The organism is Enemella evansiae, assembly GCF_002250705.1.
Lineage (GTDB): Bacteria > Actinomycetota > Actinomycetes > Propionibacteriales > Propionibacteriaceae > Enemella > Enemella evansiae.
This window is the reverse complement of the sequence record NZ_NMVP01000019.1, coordinates 12,599-34,745: the sequence shown is the minus strand read 5'-3', so window position 1 is coordinate 34,745 and position 22,147 is coordinate 12,599. Positions and strand designations below refer to the sequence as shown.

At 69.2% G+C, this 22,147-nt stretch carries 21 protein-coding genes; 11 read left to right on the top strand and 10 right to left on the bottom strand.

The features are described 5' to 3' along the window. The 3 genes from BI335_RS11865 to BI335_RS11855 all read right to left on the bottom strand — a co-directional run. On the bottom strand, nucleotides 1-300 hold a 300-nt coding region (locus BI335_RS11865), incomplete at its 3' end, for an IS110 family transposase (RefSeq protein WP_144009081.1). A gap of 317 nt (nucleotides 301-617) precedes the next feature. Further along, the gene (locus BI335_RS11860; protein ID WP_267489865.1) at nucleotides 618-1,250 is read right to left on the bottom strand and encodes a response regulator; all 633 of its coding nucleotides are present in this window, start codon (nucleotides 1,248-1,250) and stop codon (nucleotides 618-620) included. Continuing rightward, nucleotides 1,247-2,383, bottom strand: coding sequence for a sensor histidine kinase (locus tag BI335_RS11855; protein WP_094431162.1), 1,137 nt, complete (start codon nucleotides 2,381-2,383; stop codon nucleotides 1,247-1,249). The genes BI335_RS11860 and BI335_RS11855 overlap by 4 nt, the downstream gene beginning before the upstream one ends. Nucleotides 2,384-2,499: 116 nt before the next feature. Here BI335_RS11855 and BI335_RS11850 point away from each other — a divergent pair, with 116 nt between their 5' ends. Further along, nucleotides 2,500-3,384, top strand: coding sequence for a CPBP family intramembrane glutamic endopeptidase (locus BI335_RS11850; protein WP_094404813.1), 885 nt, complete (start codon nucleotides 2,500-2,502; stop codon nucleotides 3,382-3,384). Here the strand turns inward: BI335_RS11850 and BI335_RS11845 are convergent. Both BI335_RS11845 and BI335_RS11840 read right to left on the bottom strand, forming a co-directional pair. Continuing rightward, nucleotides 3,371-3,760, bottom strand: coding sequence for a hypothetical protein (locus tag BI335_RS11845; RefSeq protein WP_094399512.1), 390 nt, complete (start codon nucleotides 3,758-3,760; stop codon nucleotides 3,371-3,373). The genes BI335_RS11850 and BI335_RS11845 overlap by 14 nt on opposite strands. 171 nt (nucleotides 3,761-3,931) lie before the next feature. Then, nucleotides 3,932-4,189, bottom strand: coding sequence for a hypothetical protein (locus tag BI335_RS11840; RefSeq protein WP_094431160.1), 258 nt, complete (start codon nucleotides 4,187-4,189; stop codon nucleotides 3,932-3,934). A 64-nt stretch (nucleotides 4,190-4,253) separates the two neighbouring features. Between BI335_RS11840 and BI335_RS11835 the strand changes: the two genes are divergently transcribed. Then, nucleotides 4,254-5,612: a hypothetical protein gene (locus BI335_RS11835; protein WP_094431158.1), complete on the top strand. Its 1,359-nt coding sequence runs from the start codon at nucleotides 4,254-4,256 to the stop codon at nucleotides 5,610-5,612. Between the two features lie 263 nt (nucleotides 5,613-5,875). On the opposite strand, the gene BI335_RS11830 is transcribed toward BI335_RS11835, so the two are convergent. Next, on the bottom strand, nucleotides 5,876-6,703 hold the full coding sequence (locus BI335_RS11830; RefSeq protein ID WP_094431156.1) for an amidohydrolase family protein: 828 nt from the start codon (nucleotides 6,701-6,703) through the stop codon (nucleotides 5,876-5,878). After that, nucleotides 6,700-8,289, bottom strand: coding sequence for an N-acyl-D-amino-acid deacylase family protein (locus BI335_RS11825; RefSeq protein WP_166646618.1), 1,590 nt, complete (start codon nucleotides 8,287-8,289; stop codon nucleotides 6,700-6,702). Before BI335_RS11825 ends, BI335_RS11830 begins: the two co-directional genes overlap by 4 nt. Before the next feature lie 49 nt (nucleotides 8,290-8,338). On the opposite strand from BI335_RS11825, the gene BI335_RS11820 reads away from it, so the two are divergent. The 3 genes from BI335_RS11820 (at nucleotide 8,339) to BI335_RS11810 (ending at nucleotide 11,076) form a co-directional block, all read left to right on the top strand. Beyond that, nucleotides 8,339-8,725 (top strand): RidA family protein, encoded by a 387-nt coding sequence (locus BI335_RS11820; protein WP_094431152.1) that lies wholly within the window; start codon nucleotides 8,339-8,341, stop codon nucleotides 8,723-8,725. Nucleotides 8,726-8,810: 85 nt separating this feature from the next. Continuing rightward, nucleotides 8,811-10,169 carry an aspartate aminotransferase family protein gene (locus tag BI335_RS11815; RefSeq protein WP_094431150.1) on the top strand — a complete coding sequence of 453 codons (1,359 nt, stop codon included), beginning with the start codon at nucleotides 8,811-8,813 and terminating at the stop codon, nucleotides 10,167-10,169. A 22-nt stretch (nucleotides 10,170-10,191) separates the two neighbouring features. Further along, nucleotides 10,192-11,076 (top strand): fumarylacetoacetate hydrolase family protein, encoded by an 885-nt coding sequence (locus BI335_RS11810; RefSeq protein ID WP_094431148.1) that lies wholly within the window; start codon nucleotides 10,192-10,194, stop codon nucleotides 11,074-11,076. Nucleotides 11,077-11,109: 33 nt separating this feature from the next. Here BI335_RS11810 and BI335_RS11805 read toward each other — a convergent pair whose 3' ends face one another. After that, on the bottom strand, nucleotides 11,110-11,922 hold the full coding sequence (locus BI335_RS11805; protein WP_166646617.1) for an IclR family transcriptional regulator: 813 nt from the start codon (nucleotides 11,920-11,922) through the stop codon (nucleotides 11,110-11,112). Between the two features lie 86 nt (nucleotides 11,923-12,008). Here BI335_RS11805 and BI335_RS11800 point away from each other — a divergent pair, with 86 nt between their 5' ends. The 3 genes from BI335_RS11800 to BI335_RS11790 are packed head-to-tail and all read left to right on the top strand — an operon-like array spanning nucleotide 12,009 to nucleotide 16,066. Further along, the gene (locus BI335_RS11800; protein WP_133625342.1) at nucleotides 12,009-12,995 is read left to right on the top strand and encodes a Gfo/Idh/MocA family protein; all 987 of its coding nucleotides are present in this window, start codon (nucleotides 12,009-12,011) and stop codon (nucleotides 12,993-12,995) included. Beyond that, nucleotides 12,992-13,912 carry a hypothetical protein gene (locus tag BI335_RS11795; protein ID WP_094399526.1) on the top strand — a complete coding sequence of 307 codons (921 nt, stop codon included), beginning with the start codon at nucleotides 12,992-12,994 and terminating at the stop codon, nucleotides 13,910-13,912. The genes BI335_RS11800 and BI335_RS11795 overlap by 4 nt, the downstream gene beginning before the upstream one ends. Nucleotides 13,913-13,921: 9 nt before the next feature. Beyond that, on the top strand, nucleotides 13,922-16,066 hold the full coding sequence (locus tag BI335_RS11790) for a RecQ family ATP-dependent DNA helicase (RefSeq protein WP_094431146.1): 2,145 nt from the start codon (nucleotides 13,922-13,924) through the stop codon (nucleotides 16,064-16,066). An 11-nt stretch (nucleotides 16,067-16,077) separates the two neighbouring features. On the opposite strand, the gene BI335_RS11785 is transcribed toward BI335_RS11790, so the two are convergent. Further along, a complete protein-coding gene (locus BI335_RS11785) occupies nucleotides 16,078-17,826 on the bottom strand; it encodes a glycerol-3-phosphate dehydrogenase/oxidase (RefSeq protein WP_324252832.1) in 1,749 nt (582 codons plus the stop codon). A gap of 97 nt (nucleotides 17,827-17,923) precedes the next feature. Between BI335_RS11785 and BI335_RS11780 the strand changes: the two genes are divergently transcribed. The 3 genes from BI335_RS11780 to BI335_RS11770 are packed head-to-tail and all read left to right on the top strand — an operon-like array spanning nucleotide 17,924 to nucleotide 20,419. After that, the gene (locus tag BI335_RS11780; protein WP_094431143.1) at nucleotides 17,924-18,901 is read left to right on the top strand and encodes a sugar-binding transcriptional regulator; all 978 of its coding nucleotides are present in this window, start codon (nucleotides 17,924-17,926) and stop codon (nucleotides 18,899-18,901) included. A 25-nt stretch (nucleotides 18,902-18,926) separates the two neighbouring features. Then, nucleotides 18,927-19,844 (top strand): helix-turn-helix transcriptional regulator, encoded by a 918-nt coding sequence (locus BI335_RS11775; protein WP_094431140.1) that lies wholly within the window; start codon nucleotides 18,927-18,929, stop codon nucleotides 19,842-19,844. Beyond that, nucleotides 19,841-20,419 carry a dihydrofolate reductase family protein gene (locus tag BI335_RS11770; RefSeq protein WP_094431138.1) on the top strand — a complete coding sequence of 193 codons (579 nt, stop codon included), beginning with the start codon at nucleotides 19,841-19,843 and terminating at the stop codon, nucleotides 20,417-20,419. Before BI335_RS11775 ends, BI335_RS11770 begins: the two co-directional genes overlap by 4 nt. On the opposite strand, the gene BI335_RS11765 is transcribed toward BI335_RS11770, so the two are convergent. After that, nucleotides 20,402-22,114, bottom strand: coding sequence for an alpha-glucosidase (locus BI335_RS11765; protein ID WP_094431136.1), 1,713 nt, complete (start codon nucleotides 22,112-22,114; stop codon nucleotides 20,402-20,404). The two genes, BI335_RS11770 and BI335_RS11765, sit on opposite strands and share 18 nt — an antisense overlap. Nucleotides 22,115-22,147 lie beyond the last annotated feature (33 nt).

Sequence of the window (22,147 nt, the reverse complement as noted above, 5' to 3'; positions counted from 1 at the left end):
CCGGGTGGTCTTATCGGGCCGGTTGACCTCGATCACCTCGATCCCGGCCGCCAGCAGATGCACCGTCAACCCGGCCCCATACGAACCGGTCGACTCGACCCCGATCGCGGTGATCGGTCCGTGGCCGGCGACCCAGTCCACCAACGCGGCATAACCCGCGCGGGAGACCGGGAACTCCCGATCAGCCAACAACACCCCGGTCTCGGTGAGCACGACCGCGTGATGGGTGCGTTGATGAGTATCGACCCCGGCCACCACCGGGGTCGGGTCTTGAGGCGTGGCATGGTTGGTGGTCATCATGGGTGATGTCTCCCTCTACAACTGGATCGAGGGATGACCTCCCAGGCCGGGCGGACACCACAGTGATGAGACACCGATCAAGGTCCTATCAAGTCACACCCGCCCGGTCTGGCCATCCAAACCGAAAGAGGGGCCCGGCGGGCCGGCCGTCGACAAGTCGCGTTCAAGGCACCCAACCAACAGCGCCAGTGTCGAGATCGGTCAAACGAACAACCCAGACCCCAAAGACATCATCCCCAAGGCCACCGGACCCCCACCACCATCCTCACTGTGTCGAGATGAACAGGCGTGTCGAGATGAGCAGGCGTCCAGACGAGTCAGCCGCCGAACGCCCGGTGCAGCACCAGCGCGAGCCCGGTGCGATCGCGCTGCTCGAGTTTGCGGAGCAGGGTGGAGACATGGTTCTTGACGGTGCCCTCGGCGAGCACCAGCTCGGCCGCGATCTCGGCATTGGTGAGACCGCGGGCCACTCGTTCGGCGACCAGCCGTTCGGTCCGGGTGAGCGCCGCCAGCGGATCGTTTCGGTCGGCGGATTCTCCACCGGACAAGGCGATCCGGGCGATCCGAGGATCGATCACCACACCCCCGGTGGCCACCTCGCGGATCGCCTCGGCGAGCCGGTCGGTGGAGACGTCCTTGAGCAGGAAACCGGCCGCGCCCGCACCCAGCGAGCCGAGCACCACGGCCTCGTCGTCGAAGGTGGTGAGCACCAGCGCCGGCAGGCCGGGATGGCGTTCGGCCAGTGCCGCAACGAGTTCCAGGCCGTCCATTCCCGGCATCCGGGCATCGGTGAGCACGACATCGGGACGGCAGCGCGGCAGCACCGCCAGCGCCTCCCGGCCGTCGGCCGCCTCGCCGACGACCTGGAGACCGTCGGCGGTCTCCAACAGCATCCGCAGTCCGCGGCGCAGCAGCTGCTGATCGTCCACGACCAACAATCGGATGGTCACGCGGCGGCCTCCGGGAGGCTCCCGGTGAGCACCACACCGCGTGCGTCGCTGCGGGCGGAGAAGCTGCCGCCGAGCTGCTCGGCGCGCTCGGCCAACGACCGCAACCCGAAGCCGGGTTGGGTTTCCGCGAGTTCGGTACCGCGTTCGGCGCCGTTGTCGCCGATCTCGATCTCGACGCCCCGGTCGCGCCAGTGCACGGTGATCTCCACCCGGTCGGCGGTGGAGTGCCGCAGCACATTCGTCAGCCCCTCCTGCACCAGCCGGTAGGCGAAGAGCGAGGCGGCGTGGCCGAGTGGCTGCTCGATGCCGCGCTGGCGTACCACCACCTCCAGTCCGGTGCCGCGGAAGCTGTCCGCGATCGCTTCGAAGGCAGCGATTCCGGAGAGATTCGCCTCGCGCGGTGGGTTCAGTGCCCGGACCCAGCGCCGCATGTATGCCATCGCATCGCGGGCCTGTTCGCAGGCCTGGCCGACTTCGGCGTACGCCGCCCCGGGTTCGCGCTCGTGGATCCGTTCGGCGTACTCAAGACTCATCCCGATCAGCGTCAGCCGATGTCCGAGCCCGTCGTGCAGTTCGCGGGCCGAGCGGGCGCGTTCGTCGGCGAGCATCAGCTCCTTCTCCACATGGGTGGCGGCGCGGAGTTCGCCGAGGAGCCGTTGGTTGGTACGCCGTTCGGCGGCCAGTTCGCGGAGCAACTGCCCGAGCACCAGCCCGAGCCCGCCGAGGACGGTCAGCGAAACGAGTTCGAGCAGCAGGAATGCCAAGCTGCGTTGGACGAGGACCATCGTCACGGTCGCCACCAGAGCGTAGACCGCGAGACCTGCGATGCCGTACCAGAGACCGTTGCTGGCGATGACCAGACTGATCGACAACAGGGTGAGCAGCAACGGCACCGCACCGCCACCACCGACCGCGGCCAGCGCGGAGGCGATCAGCATCAACTGGAGCAGCCGAGGGTCTCGCCACACCCGCCACGCGATCCAGCACAGCGCGACCAGGACACTGCCCACACAGCCGGTCACCAGCAACCAGAAGTACTGTCGCTGGGCCGCGAGCGAGGTGACCACGTTGAACAGCACGAGCACGCCGACGAGCACATCGAGCAGCACCAGCATCCGGCGTGACATTTTCATGGCTTCAGCCTAGGGACCCCGGGCCCGGTCGAGGAGTGACCGTGGTCATGGTTTCGGGGGCGGGGTCGTGACCCGGGCCAGCGGATCCGGCGGTCGCTCCGCGGCACGGTGGAGTCATGCCTGCAATCATCGAAACTCCCAACCCGTCCGAAACCAATGCCAGCACGAAGAAACCACGACTCCCCGGTTGGCTGCGCGCCGTGCTGGTACCGGTGTTGTTCATGGCGACCGTGATGGTCGTCCAGCTCGGTTACAGCGCCATCCCCGGGGTCACCGCGGCGATGTCCGATCCGAACAATCTGCTGCTGGTCGTGCTGTCGAATCTCGGCGGCGCACTGCTGGTCACCGTCGCGGTGCTCGGGGTGATCGCACTGCTGATGCGCCTGGTCGACCGCGCCCCGCTGCGGCGGATCGGCCTGGTCTGGACCCGGCACAGCCTGCCGGCGCTCGGACTCGGTCTGCTGATCGTCGTCGTGATCGGCCAGCTCGTCATGTGGGGCGGTCTGCTGGTCGGCCAGACTCAGCGAGTGACACTGCCGCCGGACCTGCTGTCGACCGGGATGATCGCGGCAACGATCGCGCTGGCACTGATCCGGGCGTTCCTGCTGCAGGGGATTCCGGAGGAGCTGTTCTTCCGGGGTTATCTGATGCAGGCCCTGGCGGAGCGGCCCCGGGTGGCCGCGCTGGCCTCGGCCGGTCTGTTCGCGGTGATTCACCTGGTCTCCAAGGGCGGTCAGCAGAATCTGGTGGACCGGTTGCTCTATCTGCTGATCCCGCTCGGGTTCGGGTTCCTGGCCGCGGCCCTGATGCTGCGCACCCGATCGATCTGGTCCGCGGTCGGCGTACACGCGGGTTTCCATGTATCGAACCTGATCGGCCAGTTCTCCGGGCTGGCACCCGAGGGACGGTACTTCTGGGTGGTCACCGGTCTGGTGCTGCTGTTGGCGGGGTTCGTCGTGCTGCGTGGCTATCGCGGTGACCGGGTGATCATCGATCGCTGAGGTCCGCCAGGTCGTACCAGTCCATGCCGCGCGCGGTCGCCCAGTCCCGGGCGGCCGCGCGCAGTGCGTCGGCGACACCGCGGTCGGCGTAGGCGTCGGGCACGAAGAGGCGTTCGGCGCGCAGCTCTCCCCCGCCGGTACGCCCGGGCCACGGCAGTGGTCGGATCCGGGCGGTGAGCAGCAGGCCGGCATGCTGGTTGTCGAGTTCGGCCCACCAGGCCGGGTGCTGGTCGCGGTATTCCCGCCAGGCGTCGACGAACCGGTCCATGAATCCCTGGCCCGGTTCGAGCCCCTCCGCCCGGGCGGCCTGGATCACCAGGGCCGCGACCAGCGGCGCATCGGCCTCACTCGCCTGACGGATCCGTGCCCCGGTCATACCCTGATCGTCCCACGTTCATCGACCAGGGCGCAGCGACCAGTACCCACGTTCATCGAGTAGGTCGCGCAGCGACCAGTACCCCGTTCATCGAGTAGGTCGCGCAGCGACCGTGTCGAGATGAACCAGAAAAAATCTCCTCAAACCTCTTGAGTTATTCGAACACGATGACTAATGTTGGATGTAGCAGATGAGAGGAGGTGACCACAGATGACCACCGAACGAGCCCAGGTCTTCGCCGCGATCCGCGCCGAAAGCGAGCAGATCGCCCAGGCCGAAGCACACCGGCTCGTCGGGATCGCCGCCGCCTGCGACACCTACTCCGGACTCAACACCCACACCGACGAACTCACCGCCCGCGTGCTGCACGGTGAACAGCTCGTGTTCCCCGGCGCGGACGGTACGCCCGGCATCACCGAGTTCTTCCACCTCGAGTTGGCGATGTCGCTGGGCAGTTCACCGGAGACCGCCGCAGGTCTGGACCGCCGACGTATTGAATCTGCGGCATCGGCATCCGATCCTGTGGCAGGCCACCTTGGACTGCGACATCCCCGTCTGGGTCGCCCGCGACATCTCCCGCGCCGCCCTGCACTTGAACTTCACCCAGGCCCGCGAATTCGACTCCCTCTGGTCACTCCGGCTGGTCAACCTCACCCCGAAACGAGCGGTGGCGACGACCGAGGCCCAGGTCGCGTTGATTCTCAACGACGACAAAGAAGCCGAACGCCAGGCCGCCAAGAAGCAACGCCGCGTGGAGTTCACCCCCAGCCGGAACACCCCGGGGATCACCGACCTCTACGCCAACCTCGACGCCGGTGACGCCGCACAGTTGAACGGCACCCTCGACCGCCTCGCCGACGTCTTGAAAGCCGGCGGGTCCACCGCCGGCCGTGACGAGCTCCGCGCCGAAGCCCTCGGCCATCTGGCCCACCCGGAACGGGCCCGGCAACTGCTGCAACCCTCGCTGTTCGATGGCGCGACCGTCACCCCTGGTGGTGATGTGGTCAACAAGCACGGTGAGATCGTCACACCCACCAGTGAGCGCTGCCGGCACGGTGCCGAATTGATCCTGCACATGAACTCCCGAGACCTCGCGAATGGCCGCGGCGGTGAAGGCGACGCGCTCGGACCGGTCACCCTCCAGCATCTGAAGGAGCTGCTGGCACAGTGCGGTGGGACCGTGAAGGTGCGGCCGGTGATCGACCTGGCCGCGCCGGTGATGGTGAACACCTACCGGCCCTCCGACGAGTTAGCGCAGCGGGTCAAACTGCGCGACCGGTATGTGATGTTCCCCCGATCGAATCGCAGTGCGTTCGGCCGCGGGATCGACCTCGATCACACCATTCCCGCACCGGAGGGGCCGACAAGCTCGGACAACCTGGGGCCGCTGAACCGGTCAGCCCACCGCGCCAGAACCCACGCCGGATTCACCCTCGAGCAACCCTCCCCGGGGGTGTTCCACTGGCGAACACCGGCAGGGCAGGAGGCTTGGGTCAGCCGCCACGGGACCTGGGAGCATCCACCGCCCGATCATCTGATCAACGACCCGGCCGCCTCGCTCTCCCGAACCGAAAAGCTACTTCGGGAGACCCTCTGCAACGGCCAGGCCCAGTTGGAAAAGGAACAGGCCGAAGCCGAACAAGCCGCCGACGAAGCCCGCGAACGCGAGCGACTCCGCCGCGCCCGCAAGAACCAACGCCTCCGCGACCTACGCCAGGCAGCCCGCGAACAAGCCGAGGCAGCCAAACAGAAGAGTGCGAAGCAGAAGGCGAAGAAGCCGGCTCACCCGGAGCACCGGCCTGCCCTGATTCCCCACCGTGGCAGCGAATCCGCCGAGCCCCTACCGTTCTGATCCGGTCGGGGCATCGTCCTTCGGTCCGAGCATGGTGTGCCATGCCCCAACCGAACTCCCATGCCCCGACCACGGGAGCGCGGCCCCCACGTTGGTTGAGCGAGGAGCGCAGCGACGAGTCGAAACCATCGTCACGCTGACGCCGTGGCTTCGACTCGCCGTTCCTCCTCGCTCAGCGAGCATGGGATTCCTCTCGACACGGTCGCTGCGCGACCTACTCGAGGAACGTGAAAAGGACGCACACTCAGCCGAGGTGACCACCGTCAGTCGAGGCCGAGGGCCGCCCGAGGGTCACCGTTGAGCAACCAGTCGACCGTCTCGTCGGCGATCGGTGGCAGCCCCGGGGTCTTGTCGGCATGGAGTTCCAGCAATCCCTCCCGGGCCTGGGCCGGGGTCCAGATCGGATAGTCCGAGCCGAACAGCAACTTGTTCACCACATCCCACTCCTGGGCCCGGATCAGCGCGCGGCGCCCGTCCGCCGGCCGCGCCCAGGCGGCCGACACGTCGGAGAACACGCGCGGATTCTTGCGGATCACCGCGATCGTCTCGCGCTGCCAGGGATGCCCCATATGGGCGATGATCTGGGTGATCCCGGGGTGCCGGCGGGCGACCTCGTCCACGACCAGCGGATTGGAAACCTCGAGCCTGCCCACCGGTGAGGGGGTCGCACCCATGTGCCAGAGCAGCACCAACCCGGCCTCCTCCACGGCCCGATAGAACGGGTCGAAGCGTTCGTCGCGCGGGTCGAACAACGCGAGCACCGGATAGAGCTTGATCCCCCGCAACCCGTGCGCCACCCCATCGGCGAGCTGCTCCAACACGTCGTCATCGGTCGGATCCAGAGCCATGAAGCCGATCGTGTTCGTCTTCGTCCGCCGACAGAAGTCCGCGATGTATTCATGCGGCGAGGTCATCCCGACCGCGGTCGCCCGGATGCCGAAGACCAACGCCAGGTCGACCCCCTGCATCGCCTCGTCATATGCCTCCGGGGTGGTGTCCACCCACTCGTGTCCATAGATCGGCTGCCAGTGGTCGTGCCACTCGCACCCCCAGTGCTCCGACAGCTGCGCGTGGGTGTGGACGTCGATCATCGAGTTCCCTTCGTCATCCGAATCACTGCTCCTGTTCCGTTCCCCGGTTCCGCATCGGCCGCCACCGGCCGGCCGCCGACCAGCACCAGCTCGATCCCCGCCGGCTCCATCCGTGGCCTGGTGAAGCTGGACCGGTCGGCGAGCCGCTGCGGATCGAGCACCACCAGATCCGCGACCGCACCCACCGCGATCCGGCCGCGATCCAGTCCGACCCGATCCGCGGGCGCCGACGTGCAGCGGCGTACCCCCTCGACCAGATCGGGCGCGAATTCGCTGAGATAGCGGGGAAAGCAGCCGAAGCTGCGCGGATGGGGTACGCCGCCAGCGGTCGCCCCGGTATCGGCCAACGCCTGCCCATCGGAGGCGACCACGGTCGCCGGATGGGCGAGCACCTGTCGCAGATCCTCCTCTGCGCGGCCGAAGGCGACCATCATCACCGCATTGTCGTGCTCAGCAAGCAGATCGAGGGCGAGTTCGGCAGCCGGGCGCCCCAGCTCGGCGGCACTCTCGTCGAGGATCCGACCGACCAGCGACTGATCCTCCCCGGGCATCGCGCAGATCATGATCTCGTCCCATCCGACCGGATTGTGCTCCCATTCGGCCGCGATCCGCTGCCGGGTCGCCGGGTCCCGCAGCAGCACCGCCCGCTGCCCACCCACCGGCAGCCAACCCGGCAGCAACTGCGCCAGCGGGGCGTTGCCGGCCAGATAGGGATAGATGTCCACGCCGATATCGAACCCATCGGACCGAGCCCGGTCGATCATCGCCAGCGCCTCACCGACGACACCGCGGTTCCGCCGCCCGACCGACATCAGATGCGAGATCTGGGTGCGGCACCCGGTCTCGCGAGCGACCGCGAGCACCTCGGCCACCGACTCCAGCAACCCATCGGTGTAGTCCCGGATGTGCCAGGCGAACAGCTTGTCCCGCTCGGTGACCACCTCGGCCAGCCCACACAGTTCTCGATGATCGGCGTGCTGCAGTGGCGGATAGATCAATCCGGTCGACAACCCGACCGCGCCCTGATCGAGGGCCTCGGCGAGCAGGTCCCGCATCCGCGTCAGCTCGGTGTCGGTGACCGGCCCCGCCACCCCCTGCCGTACGCCCCAGCGCAGCGGCAGGTGCGCGACGAGCGCCGCCACGTTCAGCGCCGGCCCCACCCGCTCCAGCGCGTCCAGGTAACCGGTCAGATCGGTCTGGTCCAGGCGTACCGCGGGATCCAGGTCGAGATAGGCGACCGCCGCGCGCATGCCCACCGGGTCCGCAGCGGGCCGGGGCACCACACCGAGCCCGCAGTTGCCGACCACCTCGGTGGTCACCCCCTGGCGCACCTTGCTCTGCCCGCGGGGATCGGAGAGCAGGGTCAGATCCGAATGGGTGTGGATGTCGACGAACCCGGGGCAGACGATCTTGCCGGCGACCTCCACCACCTCGGCATCGACCGCGGTCCCCGGTGGCAGCAACCCCGCGACCCGACCATCGGTGATCAACACCTCTGCCGGGATCGCCGGCGCCCCGGTGCCGTCGATCACACGGCCGCCGCGGAGCAGCAGCGACGCTGCTGGCGGGGGAACACCGGTGGGCATAATGTGGAACTCTATTCCATGACCGTTCGATCCCGCCAGAGGAGTCTCCATGGCCGAAGCCGTCCATCCCGCCGACATCCCGGCCCCGCCGGTACCACTCTCCCCCGGCATGCGCGCCGGTGACTTCATCTTCGTCAGCGGCCAGGTCGCCAGCCGTCCCGACGGCTCGGTGCTGGTCGGTGACTTCGCCCAGGAGGTGGAGCTCACCCTGGACAATGTCGAGGCGATCCTGAAAGCCGGCGGCGCCGGCCTCGGCGATGTGGTCAAGGTGAACGCCTGGCTCGGCAGCGCGTTGCACTTCACCCGCTTCAACGAGATCTATGCCCGCCGCTTCCCACAGCTGCCGCCGGCGCGGACCACGGTGGTGGTCGCCTTCGGCCATCCCGACGTGCGCGTGGAGATCGACGCGATCGCCCATCTCGGCCGGAACGCTTGACCGCTGGCGTGGAATAGCATTTCATGAATGTGTCGCGAGGGTTCCACCACGCGACCTCCTGCACTACGACGAAGTCGAGGTCTTGATGAGTGGCACCAGCGAATCCCCACGATCACAGGGAATCTGGGATCGGGCGCGTGCGGTGATCCCCGGTGGGGTGAACTCCGGCACCCGCGCCAACGGTGCCCCGCTCAGCCTGGCCGATGCCGAGGGGGCGTACGTCGTCGACGCCGACGGCCGGCGCTATCTGGACTTCCACGCCGCCTTCGGCGCGATCCTGCTCGGCCATCGACACCCCATCGTCGACGACGCCGTGGCGGCCAGCCGCGACGGGGTGGATCTGGTCGGTTACGGGGTCACCGAGACCGAGGTGCAGCTCGCCGAACTGCTCGCCCGGACCATCCCGAGCATCGAGCAGACCCTGCTGGTGAACACCGGCAGCGAGGCGGTGGCGTACGCCCTGCGGATCGCCCGGGCCCACACCGACCGGCGGCTGATCATCAAGGTGCAGGGCGGTTTCCACGGCTGGTCCGATGCGGTGGCCCGCAACGTGATCTCCGCCCCGGGCCGGGAATACGGCGACGATCCGATCTCGGCGGGGATCCTGCCCGAGGTGCTGGCCGCCACCCTGATCGCCGAATGGAACGACCTCGACTCGATCCGTCGGCTCTTCGACGAACATCCCGACCAGATCGCGGCGGTGATCGTCGAACCCATCCCGCACAACGTCGGTGCCCTGCTGCCCACCGACGGATTCCTGGCCGGCCTGCGGGAACTGACCAGCGACCGCGGCGCCCTGCTGATCTTCGATGAGGTGATCACCGGATTCCGGCACGCCCTCGGCGGCTATCAGAGCATCGCGGGCATCACCCCCGACCTGACGACCTTCGGCAAGGCGATGGGCAACGGGTACGCCACAGCGGGCGTCGGCGGCCCGGAACGGGTGATGCGGCAGGCCGATCCCGCCAAGGGCGGCGACGTGTCGGTGATGGGAACCTTCAACGGCAATCCGGTCTCCTGCGCCGCCAGCCTGGCCACGATCGGTTATCTGCAAGAACATCCGGACTTCTATGACCGCACCTACGCCTTCGGGGAACGGATGCGCAGCGGGCTGCGGCAGATCTTCGCCGAGACCGAGGTGCGGGCCACGGTCGCCGGCCACGGGGGCACGTTCACCATCTATTTCGGCATCGACCAGGCCCTGGGCTACCGCGACCTGGTGGCGTTGGACCGCGCCGCCTCGCACGCCTACCTGCGCGGCATGATCGACCGCGGCCACCTGCTGCTGCCGATGGCGATGAAGCGCAACCACGTGTCCGGGGCGTTCACCGAGGCCGACATCGAGGGTGCCCTGGCAGCGGCCCGGGACACGGCTGAGACACTGGCGGCAGCAGGTGAACTGCCCCGGACCGGGTCCTTGGCGCCGACCGGACAGACCGCCTGAAACCACACCGAGTAAGGAAACCATGCGCCTGTGCAGCTATCGCACCTCCGACGACGAGCTTCGTCACGGCAGGCTCGGTGACGACGAGCTGATCGACGACCTCGGCCCCGGGGACCTGTCGGCCCTGATCGCGTTGGGCTCCGACGGAACCCCGCCGGTCCGCAACACCGGGGACCGACTACGACTCGACGAGGCCACCCTGGTCGCACCGCTGCTCGACCCGCCGAAGATCCTCTGTGCGGCCTCGAACTACCAGGCCCACATCGACGAGGGGGGTGGGCAACTGGTCGACCCCGCGCGGACCAGCCCCAAGATCTTCACCAAGCCACACACCTCGCTGGCCGGGCCCGGTGATGTCTTCGAGATCCCCGAGATCTCCGCCGGGGCCGACTGGGAGGCCGAACTGACCGTGGTGATCGGCCGCGGCGGCCGGGACATCGCGGTCGAGAACGCGCTCGAGCACGTGTTCGGCTACACCGTCGGCAACGACATCTCGCTGCGGAAACTCGCGCTCGGCTTCGAGCGGGACACCGAGAACGCCTGGGTCGGCTTCTTCGATTGGCTGGAAGGGAAATGGGCCGATGGGGCCGCGCCGATCGGCCCGTGGATCGTGACCGCCGACGAGATCATCGACCCGCAGGCACTGGAGCTGACCCTGACCGTGAACGGGGAGCTGAAACAGCAGTCCAGCACCGGTGCGATGATCCACAGCTGCGCCGAGCTGATCGCCTTCTGCTCCCGGCTCTGCACCCTCTCCCCCGGCGACCTGATCATGACCGGTACCCCGGCCGGGGTCGGTGCCAGCACCGGCACCTTCCTGGTTGACGGGGACACCATGACCGCATCGATCGGCGGCATCGGCGATCTCACCACCCCGATCCGCGCCAAGACGGACCGGGCGAGCTGAGGCGTACGAATGGAGTGCTTCAGACCGGCGGCGTCAGTCGCGCGCGACCGCCCGCAGCGCATCCACCATCGCCGGATTGCTGCCCAGTTGCTGGGCGCTGTCGGAGAGCTGCTGCAGCAACCGCTTCTGCGCCGGCCCGGCGAACTCACCGGAGGCACCGGACAGGCTCAACGCGCCGATCGTGCCCCGGTCGTCGGTGACCAGCACCGCCAGGCAGGACAGCCCCTCGGCGTACTCGTTGTCATCGAAGGCGTAGCCACGACGGCGGATCCGACCCAGGTCGCGGCGCAGTGCCGCCAGGTCGGCGGCGGTCCGCCCGGTCGGGGTCGCCCACGGTTCGTCGGGGACATGCCGCTCGACATCCTCCGGCGCCAGATCCGACAGCAGCATCTTGCCCAGCGCGGTGCACCAGGCCGGCCCGTGCGAACCGACGGTGGCATCGAACCGCAGCGCCCGGTCGGGGCGCTCCACGGCCACGTGCAGCACCTCGGTGCCGTCGAGGATGGCGAGGTTGGCGGTCTGCCGGGACTGGCGGGCCAGGTCGGTCAGCTCGTCGTGCGCCAGCGCGCTGACATCCAGACCACCCAGGTAGGCCTGGGAGAGCGCCATCACCTGATGACCCAGCCGATAGGAGGGCTGCTCGTCCACCCGGACCAGGAAATCCTCCTGGACCAGGGCACTGAGCAACCGGACCAGCGTGCTCTTGGGCAATTCGCTGCTCTCGTGCAGCTCCGCCAGCGTCATCGGGCCGCGATGGGCGCCGATCAGCTGCAGCAGCCGCAGACCACGGGAGAGCGCCTGGGTGTGATAGTTGGCTGCGCTGCGCCCCTGGGTGGACGTCGCCATCCGCACTCCAATCGCCGAAGAGATCCACATGGCACGGTGTGCCACGTTGCTCGACACGATACCGAAACAACCGACGGGAGGACCCCTTGATCAGGGTCGGCATCATCGGGACCGGTTTCATCGCCGATTCCCATGCGGGAGCCATCGCCGGCAGTCCGCGTACCACGCTCACCGCGATCCACGACCGGGCACCCGAGGCGGCGCAGCGTTTCATCTCCCGCTGGGGTGGTGTCGCCATGCCCGATGCGGAGGCGCTGATCTCCTCGGCCGAGGTGGATGCGGTGATCGTCTGCACGCCCAACGACACCCACGTCGACCTGGCGATGACGGCCTGTCGGCACGGCAAGCATGTGCTGATCGAGAAGCCGATCGCGCTCGAACCGGTGAGCGCGCGGGCGATGACCGACGCCTTCGCCGCCGCCGGACTGGTCTTCCAGGCCGGGCACGTGCATCGGCACACCGATCTCGGCCGGGCGGTGCAGGACTGCATCACCAGCGGTGCGCTCGGCACGATCGAGGCGATCCGGATCGCGATCACCGGCGGGTGGATCTGGCCCGGTTGGCAGGGCTGGGTGCTCGACCATCAGCGCTCCGGCGGGCATGCGCTGCACAACGGCGTACACCTCTATGACCTGGCCTCGTGGTGGCTGCACTCGCCGATCGTGAGGGCCAGCGCGCTCGGCCAGCAGCTCACCTCGGGCCGGTTGGCGATCGACGACGCACTGGTGGCGACCCTGGTCGCCGAATCCGGCGCCTCGGCGATCTGTGAGATCTCCCGGGGTGAACGGCCGCGGGCGACCGCCCTGTTCGAGGTGGTCGTCCAGGGCAGCGCGGGCAGCCTGGTCCGCGCCTGGTCCTCCGACGGCGGGGTGGCGTTCACCGACGAGGCCAGCGGCCCGCTGGCGGCGGCGTTCAACGACCCGTTCCGGCTGCAGCTGGATTCCTGGGCGGACGCCATCCTCGATGGTCGGCCGGTGAATCCGTCGCTGTCCGATGCGGTCCAGTCCGTCGCGGTGGCGGATGCCGTGACCCGAGCGGCCCGCAGCAACCGGGTCGAGGAGGTGGCCCGATGAGGCTCGAGTCGGTGGTCCTGGCCCATGACGGCCGGCCCGGTTCCCCGGAACGGATTCCGGCGGTCCTCGGCCCGGCGGCCGAACAATGTCCCGAGCTGGCCCTGAAGGGGGTGCTGGCCCTCGGCGGTGGCGACGCCGCCGGCTTGGCCGAGCAACTCGGAACCCGGGTGCTGGATCCCGGGCAGCTCGGCGACACCGATCTGGTCGTCGGCACCCTGCATCCCGAGACGCTGCTCGGCACCCCCGAGCTGGGCCGGGCGGGCATGGTGGCCGCGGACCGGTTGATCGGCACCGACCGGGAACAGGTCGAGCGGTTGCGCGGCCTGGCGTACGCCGACCGGTTGCGTCCGCTGACCCCGTGGCGGCACCACGCCGCGGTGACCCCGCTGCTCGCCTCGGTCGCCGGCGGCCGGTTCGGGCTGATCCACGCCATCCACGCCGAACTGCTGGCCGGCAATGCCGATGTCACCGAAGGGACCTGGGCGCTGCCCTGGCTGACCGCCGGCGTACTCGATCTGATCTCGCAGTTCGTGCCGGCCGGGGAGCTGACCCTGCACGCGGTCGAATGCGGCTCCAGCGTCACCCTCTCCGGCACCTGGCGGGACGGCTGCATCTTCACCGCGATGATCGGCTCGCCGCGCCCCGGCGTCCCGGAGAGCGTGCACCGCTATCGGCTGCTGGCCAGCCACGGCCAGGCGTTCGTGGATCTCGCCTCACCGCTGATGACCCTCTACACCAACCGGATCGAGCGGATCCCGCTGACCACCACCCCGATGGCCCGGCAGCTCAGCCTGATCGCCACCGGTGGCGGGGCCGGTTTCGACGTGCTCGTCGATTCGGCCGCACGGGTGGCGATGATCCGCGAGTCGATCGCGACCGGTGCAGTGGTCAGCTCGATGTCGGTGGGCAGCGTTTAACTTGGGGGCATGGCTGTCACCGAAGAGACCCTGCACGATTCCGCCCTCGAGGTGCTGCGCCGGCTGACCGGCAATCCCGCTGCGGAGTTCCGGGACGGCCAGTTCGAGGCGATCGAGGCGCTGGTCCGGGATCGCCGGCGGGCGCTGGTGGTGCAGCGCACCGGCTGGGGCAAGTCGGCGGTCTATTTCGTCGCCAGCCTGCTGCGCCGCCGTGCGGGTGCCGGCCCGACGCTGATCGTCTCACCGCTGCTGGCGCTGATGCGCGACCAGGTCGCCGCGGCCGAGCGGGCCGGGGTGCGCACCGCCGCCATCAACTCCGCCAACCCGACGGAGTGGGACGAGATCATCGAGCGGCTGGGGGCCGGTGATCTCGATCTGCTGCTGGTCTCCCCCGAGCGGCTGACCAATCCGCGCTTCCGCGACACCGTGCTGCCCCGGTTGATCCCCGACCTCGGCCTGCTGGTGGTGGACGAGGCGCACTGCATCTCCGACTGGGGCCACGACTTCCGGCCCGACTATCGCCGGATCGCCGAGCTGATCACCCAGCTGCCGCCCGGTGTCCCGGTGCTCGCCACCACCGCCACCGCCAACGAGCGGGTGGTCACCGATGTCGCCGAACAGCTCGGCAGCGACGGCGCCGAGGTGTTCACCCTGCGCGGGGCGCTGGCCCGGGATTCGCTGCGGCTGGGTGTGCTCCGGCTGCAGACCTCGCGGCAGCGGCTCGGCTGGCTGCTCGCCCACCTGACCGAGCTGCCCGGTTCGGGCATCATCTACGCGCTCACCGTGTCGGCCGCCGAGGACACCGCACGGCTGCTCGCCGACGCCGGTCACCGGGTGCTGGCCTACACCGGCCGGACCGACCCGGCCGATCGGGAGGCCGCCGAGCAGGCGCTGAAGAACAACGAGGTGAAGGCGCTGGTCGCCACCAGCGCGCTCGGGATGGGCTTCGACAAGCCCGATCTGGGTTTCGTGGTGCATCTCGGCGCACCCAGTTCCCCGGTCGCCTACTACCAGCAGGTGGGCCGCGCCGGCCGCGCCACCGAACGCGCCGACGTGCTGCTGCTGCCCGGGACCGAGGACAAGGACATCTGGCGCTACTTCGCCACCACCTCGATGCCGACCGAGCACAAGGTGGGCCAGGTGCTCGGTGCGCTGGAACAGGCCGGGAAGCCGCTCAGCGTGCCGGCGCTGGAGGCACGGGTGGATCTGCGCCGGTCCCCGCTGGAGCTGCTGTTGAAGGTGCTCGCGGTCGACCGTGCGGTGGAGAAGGTGAGCGGTGGTTGGCAGCTCACCGGCCGGGGCTGGAGCTATGACAAGGAGCGTTACGACCGGATCGCCGAGGCCCGGGAACGCGAGCAGCAGGCGATGATCGACTTCGAGCAGGGCCCGATGTGCCGGATGGAGTTCCTCACCCGGCAGCTCGACGACCCGACCTCGGCCGCGTGCGGACGCTGCGACAACTGCCTGCGCGCGGCCGGCGAACCGGTCTGGTACGCCACCGAGGTGCCGACCGATTGGGCGGAGCGGGCCGATGCCGGGCTGGCCCGGGTCGGCGTACCGATCGAGCCGCGCACCCAGTGGCCGTCGGGGATGGACCGGCTGTCGGTGCCGGTCAAGGGCCGGATCGCGGCGGAGGAGGCGTACGCCGAGGGCCGGGCGATCGCGCGGCTCACCGATCTGGGGCACGGTGCGGCGCTGCGGCAGCTGTTCAGCACCGATGAGCAGGGTCGACCGGTGGATGCCGAGGTGCCCGAATCACTGGCCCGGGCCTGCGTCGAGGTGCTGCGGGAGTGGGACTGGGCCGAGCGGCCGGTGGCGGTGATGTCGGTGGGTTCGCTGAGTCGGCCGCGGCTGGTCCGCTCACTGGCCGAGGGGCTGGCCCGGCTGGGGCGGCTCACCGATCTCGGTGTGCTGGCGCCCCGGCCGGGTGTGCCCGCGACCGCACCCGGCAACAGCGCCTATCGGCTGGCCTCGGTGTGGGAGCGCTTCGGACTGACGCCGGAGCAGCGCACCGAGCTGGGCCGGTTGTCCGGACCGGTGCTGCTGGTCGACGACCTGGTGGACTCCCGCTGGACGCTGACCGTCGCCGCCCGCGAGCTGCGGCTCGCCGGGGCCCCGGCGGTGCTGCCGTTCGCGCTGGGCCTCGCCGGTTAGCCGTCACCGGGTCAGACCAGGGGCACCAGGTCGGGTGCCTGCAGCCGGATGCTCTCCGCGGCGGCGTCGGTCTGCTCCTCCTCGGCGGCGTCCTCGGCGGCGGCGACCGCGCGATAGGAGTCCTGCTCCCGGCGCACCTCCTGCTCGTCCCAGCCGAGCAGCGGGGCCACGATCGCGGACAGGTCGGCCAGCGCGGACACCCCGCGGTCGCGGGTCTCGTAGCTGAGCCGGATCCGGTGGTTGAGGATGTCCTCCAGATGCAGCGCCCCCTCGTGCAGCACCGCGAAGGCGGCCTCCACCTTGAGGTAGGCGGGCGCGCTGGGGATCGGTTCGGCCCACTCGGGGTGGTCGGCGATCAGTTCGAGCAGCACCGACACCTCGGTGCCGTAGCGGCCGAGCAGGTGCTCGACCCGATCCTCGTCCCAGCCGAATTCCCTTGCCTGGTTGGCGAACAGTCGACTGGCCGCCTCCAGCCCGGCGGCCCCGACCAGCGGGGTCTGCGCGGTCACCGACGGCAGCCCGGCGGCCATCTGCGGACCGAGCGCGAAGTCGACCGCGTCCTCGGCCATCGCCCGGTAGGTGGTCAGCTTGCCACCGGCGATCACCGACAGGCCGGGGGCGACCTCGGCGACGGTGTGCTCGCGGGAGACCTTGGTCGACTTCGTGTCACCGTCGCCGCCGTTCTTGACGGTCGGCTGCAGCAGCGGCCGCAGCCCGGCGTAGGTGCCGATGATGTCGTCGCGGGTCAGGTTGCTGGCCAGCACCTCGTTGGCGTGTTCGAGCACATAGTCGATGTCGGCGGTGGTGGCCACCGGATGCTGGCGGGCCTGGTGCCAGGCGGTGTCGGTGGTCCCGACGATCCAGTAGCGCTGCCACGGGATGATGAACAGCACCGACTTCTCGGTACGCAGGAACAACCCAGTGTCACCCTTGATCCGATCCTTGTCGAAGATCAGGTGGATTCCCTTGCTGGCAAGGACCTTCAGGCTGCCGTCACTGGCGTCACCGTCGAGGGCGAGCTGCTCGGACTGCTCGGTCCAGACCCCGGTGGCGTTGATGATCCGGCTGGCACGGATGGTGTGCTCGGCGCCGCTCTCCAGATCGCGGACCAGTGCACCGGTGACCCGGCCGCGCTCGTTGCGGGTGAAGTCGACGACCTGGGTGCGGGAGGCGGCGTACGCCCCATAGCCGACGGCGGTGCGGACCAGGCCGAGCACCAGCCGGGCATCGTCCACCCGGGCGTCGAAGTAGCGGATCGCACCGGTCAGCTGCTCGGGCTTGATGTCGGGGAAGACCGCCAGGGCGCCGGCCTTGGTGTAGTGGCGCTGCGGCGGTACCGGGTGGCCCTTGGCGCCGGCCCGGGCCATCACATCGTAGAGCCCGACGCCGACCGCCGAATAGGAGCGCTCGATCACCGGCATCTTCAACGGCCACAGGAAGGGCTGGGCCTTGACCAGGTGCGGTGCGGTCCGCGCGAGCAGCAGGCCGCGTTCCCGCAGCGCCTCGTGCACCAGCGCGAAATCGAGGTTGTAGAGGTAGCGCAGTCCGCCGTGCACCAGCTTGCTGGACCGCGACGAGGTGCCCTGGGCCCAGTCCTGCATCTCGACGATCCCGGTGCGCAGCCCGCGGGTCGCGGCATCGAGTGCGATCCCGGCTCCGGTCACACCGCCGCCGACGACCAGCACGTCCAGGCCCTCGTCGTCGGACATCGCCGAGAGCGCGGCGAGTCGGGATGCGCGGTTCAGGCTGGTGGACTCCACGGTCACTCCTCCAGGTCGGGGTTCGTGTTCCCATCCTTGCCCGCCCTGCACGAACGAGCAACACTAGTGCACAAACGTGCAGGAAGGCGGGTGTCGGATGGACGGACGTGACGAGGAGGCCTATCGGGCCGCGGAGCTCTACTACCTGCAGAACGAGACCATGGAGTCGATCGCGACCCAGTTGGGGGTCTCCCGGTCCACGGTGTCCCGGTTGCTGTCCAGCGCCCGCGCCGAGGGCTGGGTCCGGATCACGCTCGGACCCCGGCCCGGCGGCGACTCCGAGCTCGCCGCGCGACTGCGGCGTACCCTCCGCGTCCGCGCCCACCTGGTGCCGACCCGGGCCAGCGCCACCGATGAGCAGCGGTTGGACCAGGTGACGACGGCGGCGGCGCGGTTGACGGAGTCGCTGGTCCGTCCGGGCAGCACGCTCGGGATGGCCTGGGGCAGCACGGTGGCCGCGGTCGCCTCCCGGCTGCGACGGACCCCGACCCCGGGTGTCTCGATCGTCCAGCTGAACGGGTCGGCGAACACCACCACCTCCGGGATCCCCTATTCGGAAAGCATTCTGTCCACCGCGGCGGAGGCCTTCGACGCCCAGGTGCACTGGTTCCCGGTGCCCGCGTTCTTCGACTATGCCGAGACCAAGCGGGCGCTGTGGCGGGAGCGCAGCATCGCCGGTGTGCTGTCCCGGCAGGCCGAGTGCGACCTGGCCCTCTTCGGGGTGGGCAGTCTGGCCGGGCCCAGACCCAGCCACGTCTACACCTCCGGTTATCTGGACCAGGACACGATGACCGAACTGAGCGCCGGCGGTGTCGTCGGCGATGTCTGCACGGTGCTGCTGCGGGCCGATGGCTCGTACGCCGATCTGGACATCAACGATCGCGCCTCCGGTCCCACCCCGGCGCAGCTGCAGACGATCGGCCGGCGGGTCTGTGTGGTCTCGGGGCGGCACAAGGTGCGCGCGACCCTGGCGGCGCTGCGTGCCCGGGTGGCGACCGACCTGGTGATCGACGAGAGCACCGCCAGGGAGCTGCTGCGGGCGGCAGCACCGAGCAAGAACGGTCGGGTGCGCTGACGGCCCGGGCGGTGATACTGATGCCATGACCGGACGGGACCGCCTGCGCGAGCTGCTCGATGCCGTGCTCGACGGTGAGGGTTCGCTGGCGGGAATGGCCGCCGCGGCGCACTCCTCACCCTTCCATTTCAGCCGCGAGGTGACCCGACTGGCCGGTGAGTCACCGGTGGCGCTGCGCCGGCGGATCGAGCTGGAGCGGGCCGCCTGGCGAATGCAGCGCGGGGCGTCGGTGACCGATACGGCGTTCGATGCCGGTTACGACTCGGTGGACGGCTTCACCCGGGCGTACCGGCGGGCCCACGGTTTCGCACCCAGTCAGACCCCGATCGACGACGCGCGCGGGCACTGGCTCGAATCGGTCAACGGGATCCACTTCCACTCCCCGACCGCGCTGTGGGTGCACGGTCCACCGGGTGTCGGTTCCGGGGTGCTGGCGATCCTGGTCGAACACGACAGCTGGGATGTCGCTGCCCTGCTGGAGTGTGCCTGCGATGTGCCGACCGGGGATCTGCATCGAGTGCTGCAGCCCGGGGGTGCGAGCCTCGACTGGGCCGGTCCCGAGGAGACGCTGTGGCAGGTGCTGCGCCAGTTGGCACTGGCGAACGAGCCGTGGCTGGCCGCCATCAAGGGCGCCGAGGAACCGAAGCTGGACGGCGAATCCGAGGTGGCCGGCCTGGTCGCGAGGCACCGCGCGGTGTCCGAGCGCTGGCTGCGGCTGATCGCCGACATCGATCAGCGGCAGGCCTGGAACGACCGGATCATCGACGCGATCTGTGAACCGCCGGAGAGCTTCCTGCTGTCCGAGGTCGTCGCGCACTCGCTGACCTTCTCCGCCCACCGCCGACAACTCGCCCGTTGGATGCTGCGCACCCTCGGCGCCGCGCCCGGGCCCGATCCCGACCCGATCATCTGGCATCGCCGATTCACCGGAGGAACCCCGTGACCCGTTACCGCTACTACACCGCGACCACCCTGGACGGTTATCTCGCCGACCCCGACGATTCGCTGGACTGGCTGCTCAGCCAACCGGAGACCCCCGCCACCGAGCATCCGGACCAACCGGGCGGCATCCCTGCCTATGAGGACTTCATCGCCGAGATCGGTGTGCTGGTGATGGGCGCGGCGACCTATCAGTGGGTGCTGGACCACCTGGCCGCCTCGGGTGAGGACTGGCCGTATTCCCAACCCTGCTTCGTCTTCACCCATCGCGACCTGACACCGGCCACCGACACGGTACGCCTGGTCGCGGGCGAACCGGCCGACTTCCGGACGGAACTGGAGCGCATCGCGGGCGGCAAGGACGTCTGGGTGGTCGGCGGCGGCGAGCTCGCGACCCGATTCGCCACCGCGGGAATGCTCGATGAGCTGTTGCTGTCCATCGCACCGGTCACCCTGGGCGCCGGGAAACCGTTGTTCCCCGTGCCGTTCGACCTCGAGCTGGTCAGCGCGGGGCGCAGCGGTACCTTCCTGACCGCCACCTACCGACCCGTCGGCCCGCGCTCAGCGGGCACTGCGTAGCAGGCGGGATTCCCATGGCTGCAGGGAATCCGGGAAACGCTCGTCGTGCGTTCCGAGCAGCAGTTCGGCATCGGTCAGCTCGGCGGCCAGGTCGGTCGGGACGGCCACCGGGTCGCTGGAGCAGTTGGCCAGCACGGTGAGCACGGTGGTGTCGGTGCTGCGGGTGAACACCCACAGCTGCTCGTCGTCGGCGTACCGCAGCTCGAAACGGCCGTCGACGATCGCCGGCTCGCTGCGTCGCAGCGCGATCAGCTCCCGGTAGTGCGCGAGCACCGAGTCGGGGTCTCCAGCCTGGGCGGCGACGTTGATCTCGGTGTGGTTGGGATTCACGCCGATCCACGGGGTGCCGGAGCTGAACCCCGCCGAGGCGGAATCGTCCCACTGCATCGGGGTGCGCGCATTGTCCCGGGTCTGCACGGCCTGCTGGGCGAGCAGCACCTCGGGGTCGGCACCACCGGCAACCGCCTCCGCGTGATGGTTGAGCGCCTCGATGTCGCGATACTGGCCGATCTCGGTGAAACCGGCATTGGTCATGCCGATCTCCTGGCCCTGATAGACATATGGCGTACCACGGTGCAGATGCAGCACGGTGGCGAGCGTCTTGGCCGAGGCGACCCGGTGCTCGGGTGCGTCATCGCCGAACCGGGAGACCGCGCGCGGCTGGTCGTGGTTGTCCCAGTAGAGCGAGTTCCAGCCCTCGTCGGCCAACCCCTCCTGCCAGCTGGCCAGGTTCTTCTTCAACACCGGCAGGGAAATCGGCACCCGGTCCCACTTGGTGGCACCGACATCCAGGGCGACGTGTTCGAAGGTGAACACCATGTCCAGCTCGTGGCGATCCGCGGCGGTGTAGCGCCGGGCCTCGGCGACGGTGACCCCGGGCATCTCCCCCACCGTGATCAGATTCCGGTCGGCCAGCACCTCGGCGTACATCTCGTGCAGGAACTCATGCATCCGCGGGCCGTCGGCAACCATCGGAAACGCCGGCGAATAGGCCCGCCCCGGGATCTCGGGCCCGTCGACCAGCGGCTCGGTCTTGGAGATGAAGTTGATGACATCCATCCGGAAGCCGTCCACGCCGCGGTCCAGCCACCACCGCATCATCGCGTGGATCTCCTTGCGCACTTCGGGATTCTCCCAGTTCAGGTCCGGCTGCTTGCGGCTGAACAGGTGCAGGTAGTACTCACCGGAGGCCTCGTCGAACTCCCAGGCCGACCCCGAGAACGCCGACTCCCAGTTGGTCGGCGGCAGCGGCGTACCGTCCTCGGCGACCCGCGGCGGACGCCACCAGTACCAGTTCCGCTTCGGCGAATCGGGATCGCGGGACTCGACGAACCAGGGATGCTCGTCGGAGGTGTGGTTCACCACCAGATCCATCACCAACGCGATGCCGCGCTCGTGCAGCCCGGCGATCAGCTCGTCCAGATCGGCCAGGCTGCCGAACATCGGGTCGACATCGGTGTAGTCGGAGATGTCGTAGCCGTTGTCGTCCTGCGGCGAGCGGTAGATCGGGCTCAGCCAGACCACCCCGACCCCGAGGTCGGCCAGGTGGTCCAGGTGGTCGATGATGCCGCGCAGATCACCGATCCCATCACCGTCGGAGTCGGCGAAGGAGCGCGGATAGATCTGGTAGACGACCTGACTGCGCCACCAGTCGGGGTCTGCGCGATGGGCGGGGACGACGAATGCCGAACTCATGCCCCCAACCTACGCAGTCGCTGACCGACCTGT

What these genes read in the sequence shown, in the direction of transcription:
- BI335_RS11855 (WP_094431162.1), bottom strand. Translation starts at nt 2,383, where the DNA reads ATGAAAATGTCACGCCGGATGCTGGTGCTGCTCGATGTGCTCGTCGGC.
- BI335_RS11850 (WP_094404813.1), top strand. Translation starts at nt 2,500, where the DNA reads ATGCCTGCAATCATCGAAACTCCCAACCCGTCCGAAACCAATGCCAGC.
- BI335_RS11845 (WP_094399512.1), bottom strand. Translation starts at nt 3,760, where the DNA reads ATGACCGGGGCACGGATCCGTCAGGCGAGTGAGGCCGATGCGCCGCTG.
- BI335_RS11830 (WP_094431156.1), bottom strand. Translation starts at nt 6,703, where the DNA reads ATGATCGACGTCCACACCCACGCGCAGCTGTCGGAGCACTGGGGGTGC.
- BI335_RS11825 (WP_166646618.1), bottom strand. Translation starts at nt 8,289, where the DNA reads ATGCCCACCGGTGTTCCCCCGCCAGCAGCGTCGCTGCTGCTCCGCGGC.
- BI335_RS11820 (WP_094431152.1), top strand. Translation starts at nt 8,339, where the DNA reads ATGGCCGAAGCCGTCCATCCCGCCGACATCCCGGCCCCGCCGGTACCA.
- BI335_RS11815 (WP_094431150.1), top strand. Translation starts at nt 8,811, where the DNA reads ATGAGTGGCACCAGCGAATCCCCACGATCACAGGGAATCTGGGATCGG.
- BI335_RS11810 (WP_094431148.1), top strand. Translation starts at nt 10,192, where the DNA reads ATGCGCCTGTGCAGCTATCGCACCTCCGACGACGAGCTTCGTCACGGC.
- BI335_RS11805 (WP_166646617.1), bottom strand. Translation starts at nt 11,922, where the DNA reads ATGGCGACGTCCACCCAGGGGCGCAGCGCAGCCAACTATCACACCCAG.
- BI335_RS11795 (WP_094399526.1), top strand. Translation starts at nt 12,992, where the DNA reads ATGAGGCTCGAGTCGGTGGTCCTGGCCCATGACGGCCGGCCCGGTTCC.
- BI335_RS11790 (WP_094431146.1), top strand. Translation starts at nt 13,922, where the DNA reads ATGGCTGTCACCGAAGAGACCCTGCACGATTCCGCCCTCGAGGTGCTG.
- BI335_RS11780 (WP_094431143.1), top strand. Translation starts at nt 17,924, where the DNA reads ATGGACGGACGTGACGAGGAGGCCTATCGGGCCGCGGAGCTCTACTAC.
- BI335_RS11775 (WP_094431140.1), top strand. Translation starts at nt 18,927, where the DNA reads ATGACCGGACGGGACCGCCTGCGCGAGCTGCTCGATGCCGTGCTCGAC.
- BI335_RS11765 (WP_094431136.1), bottom strand. Translation starts at nt 22,114, where the DNA reads ATGAGTTCGGCATTCGTCGTCCCCGCCCATCGCGCAGACCCCGACTGG.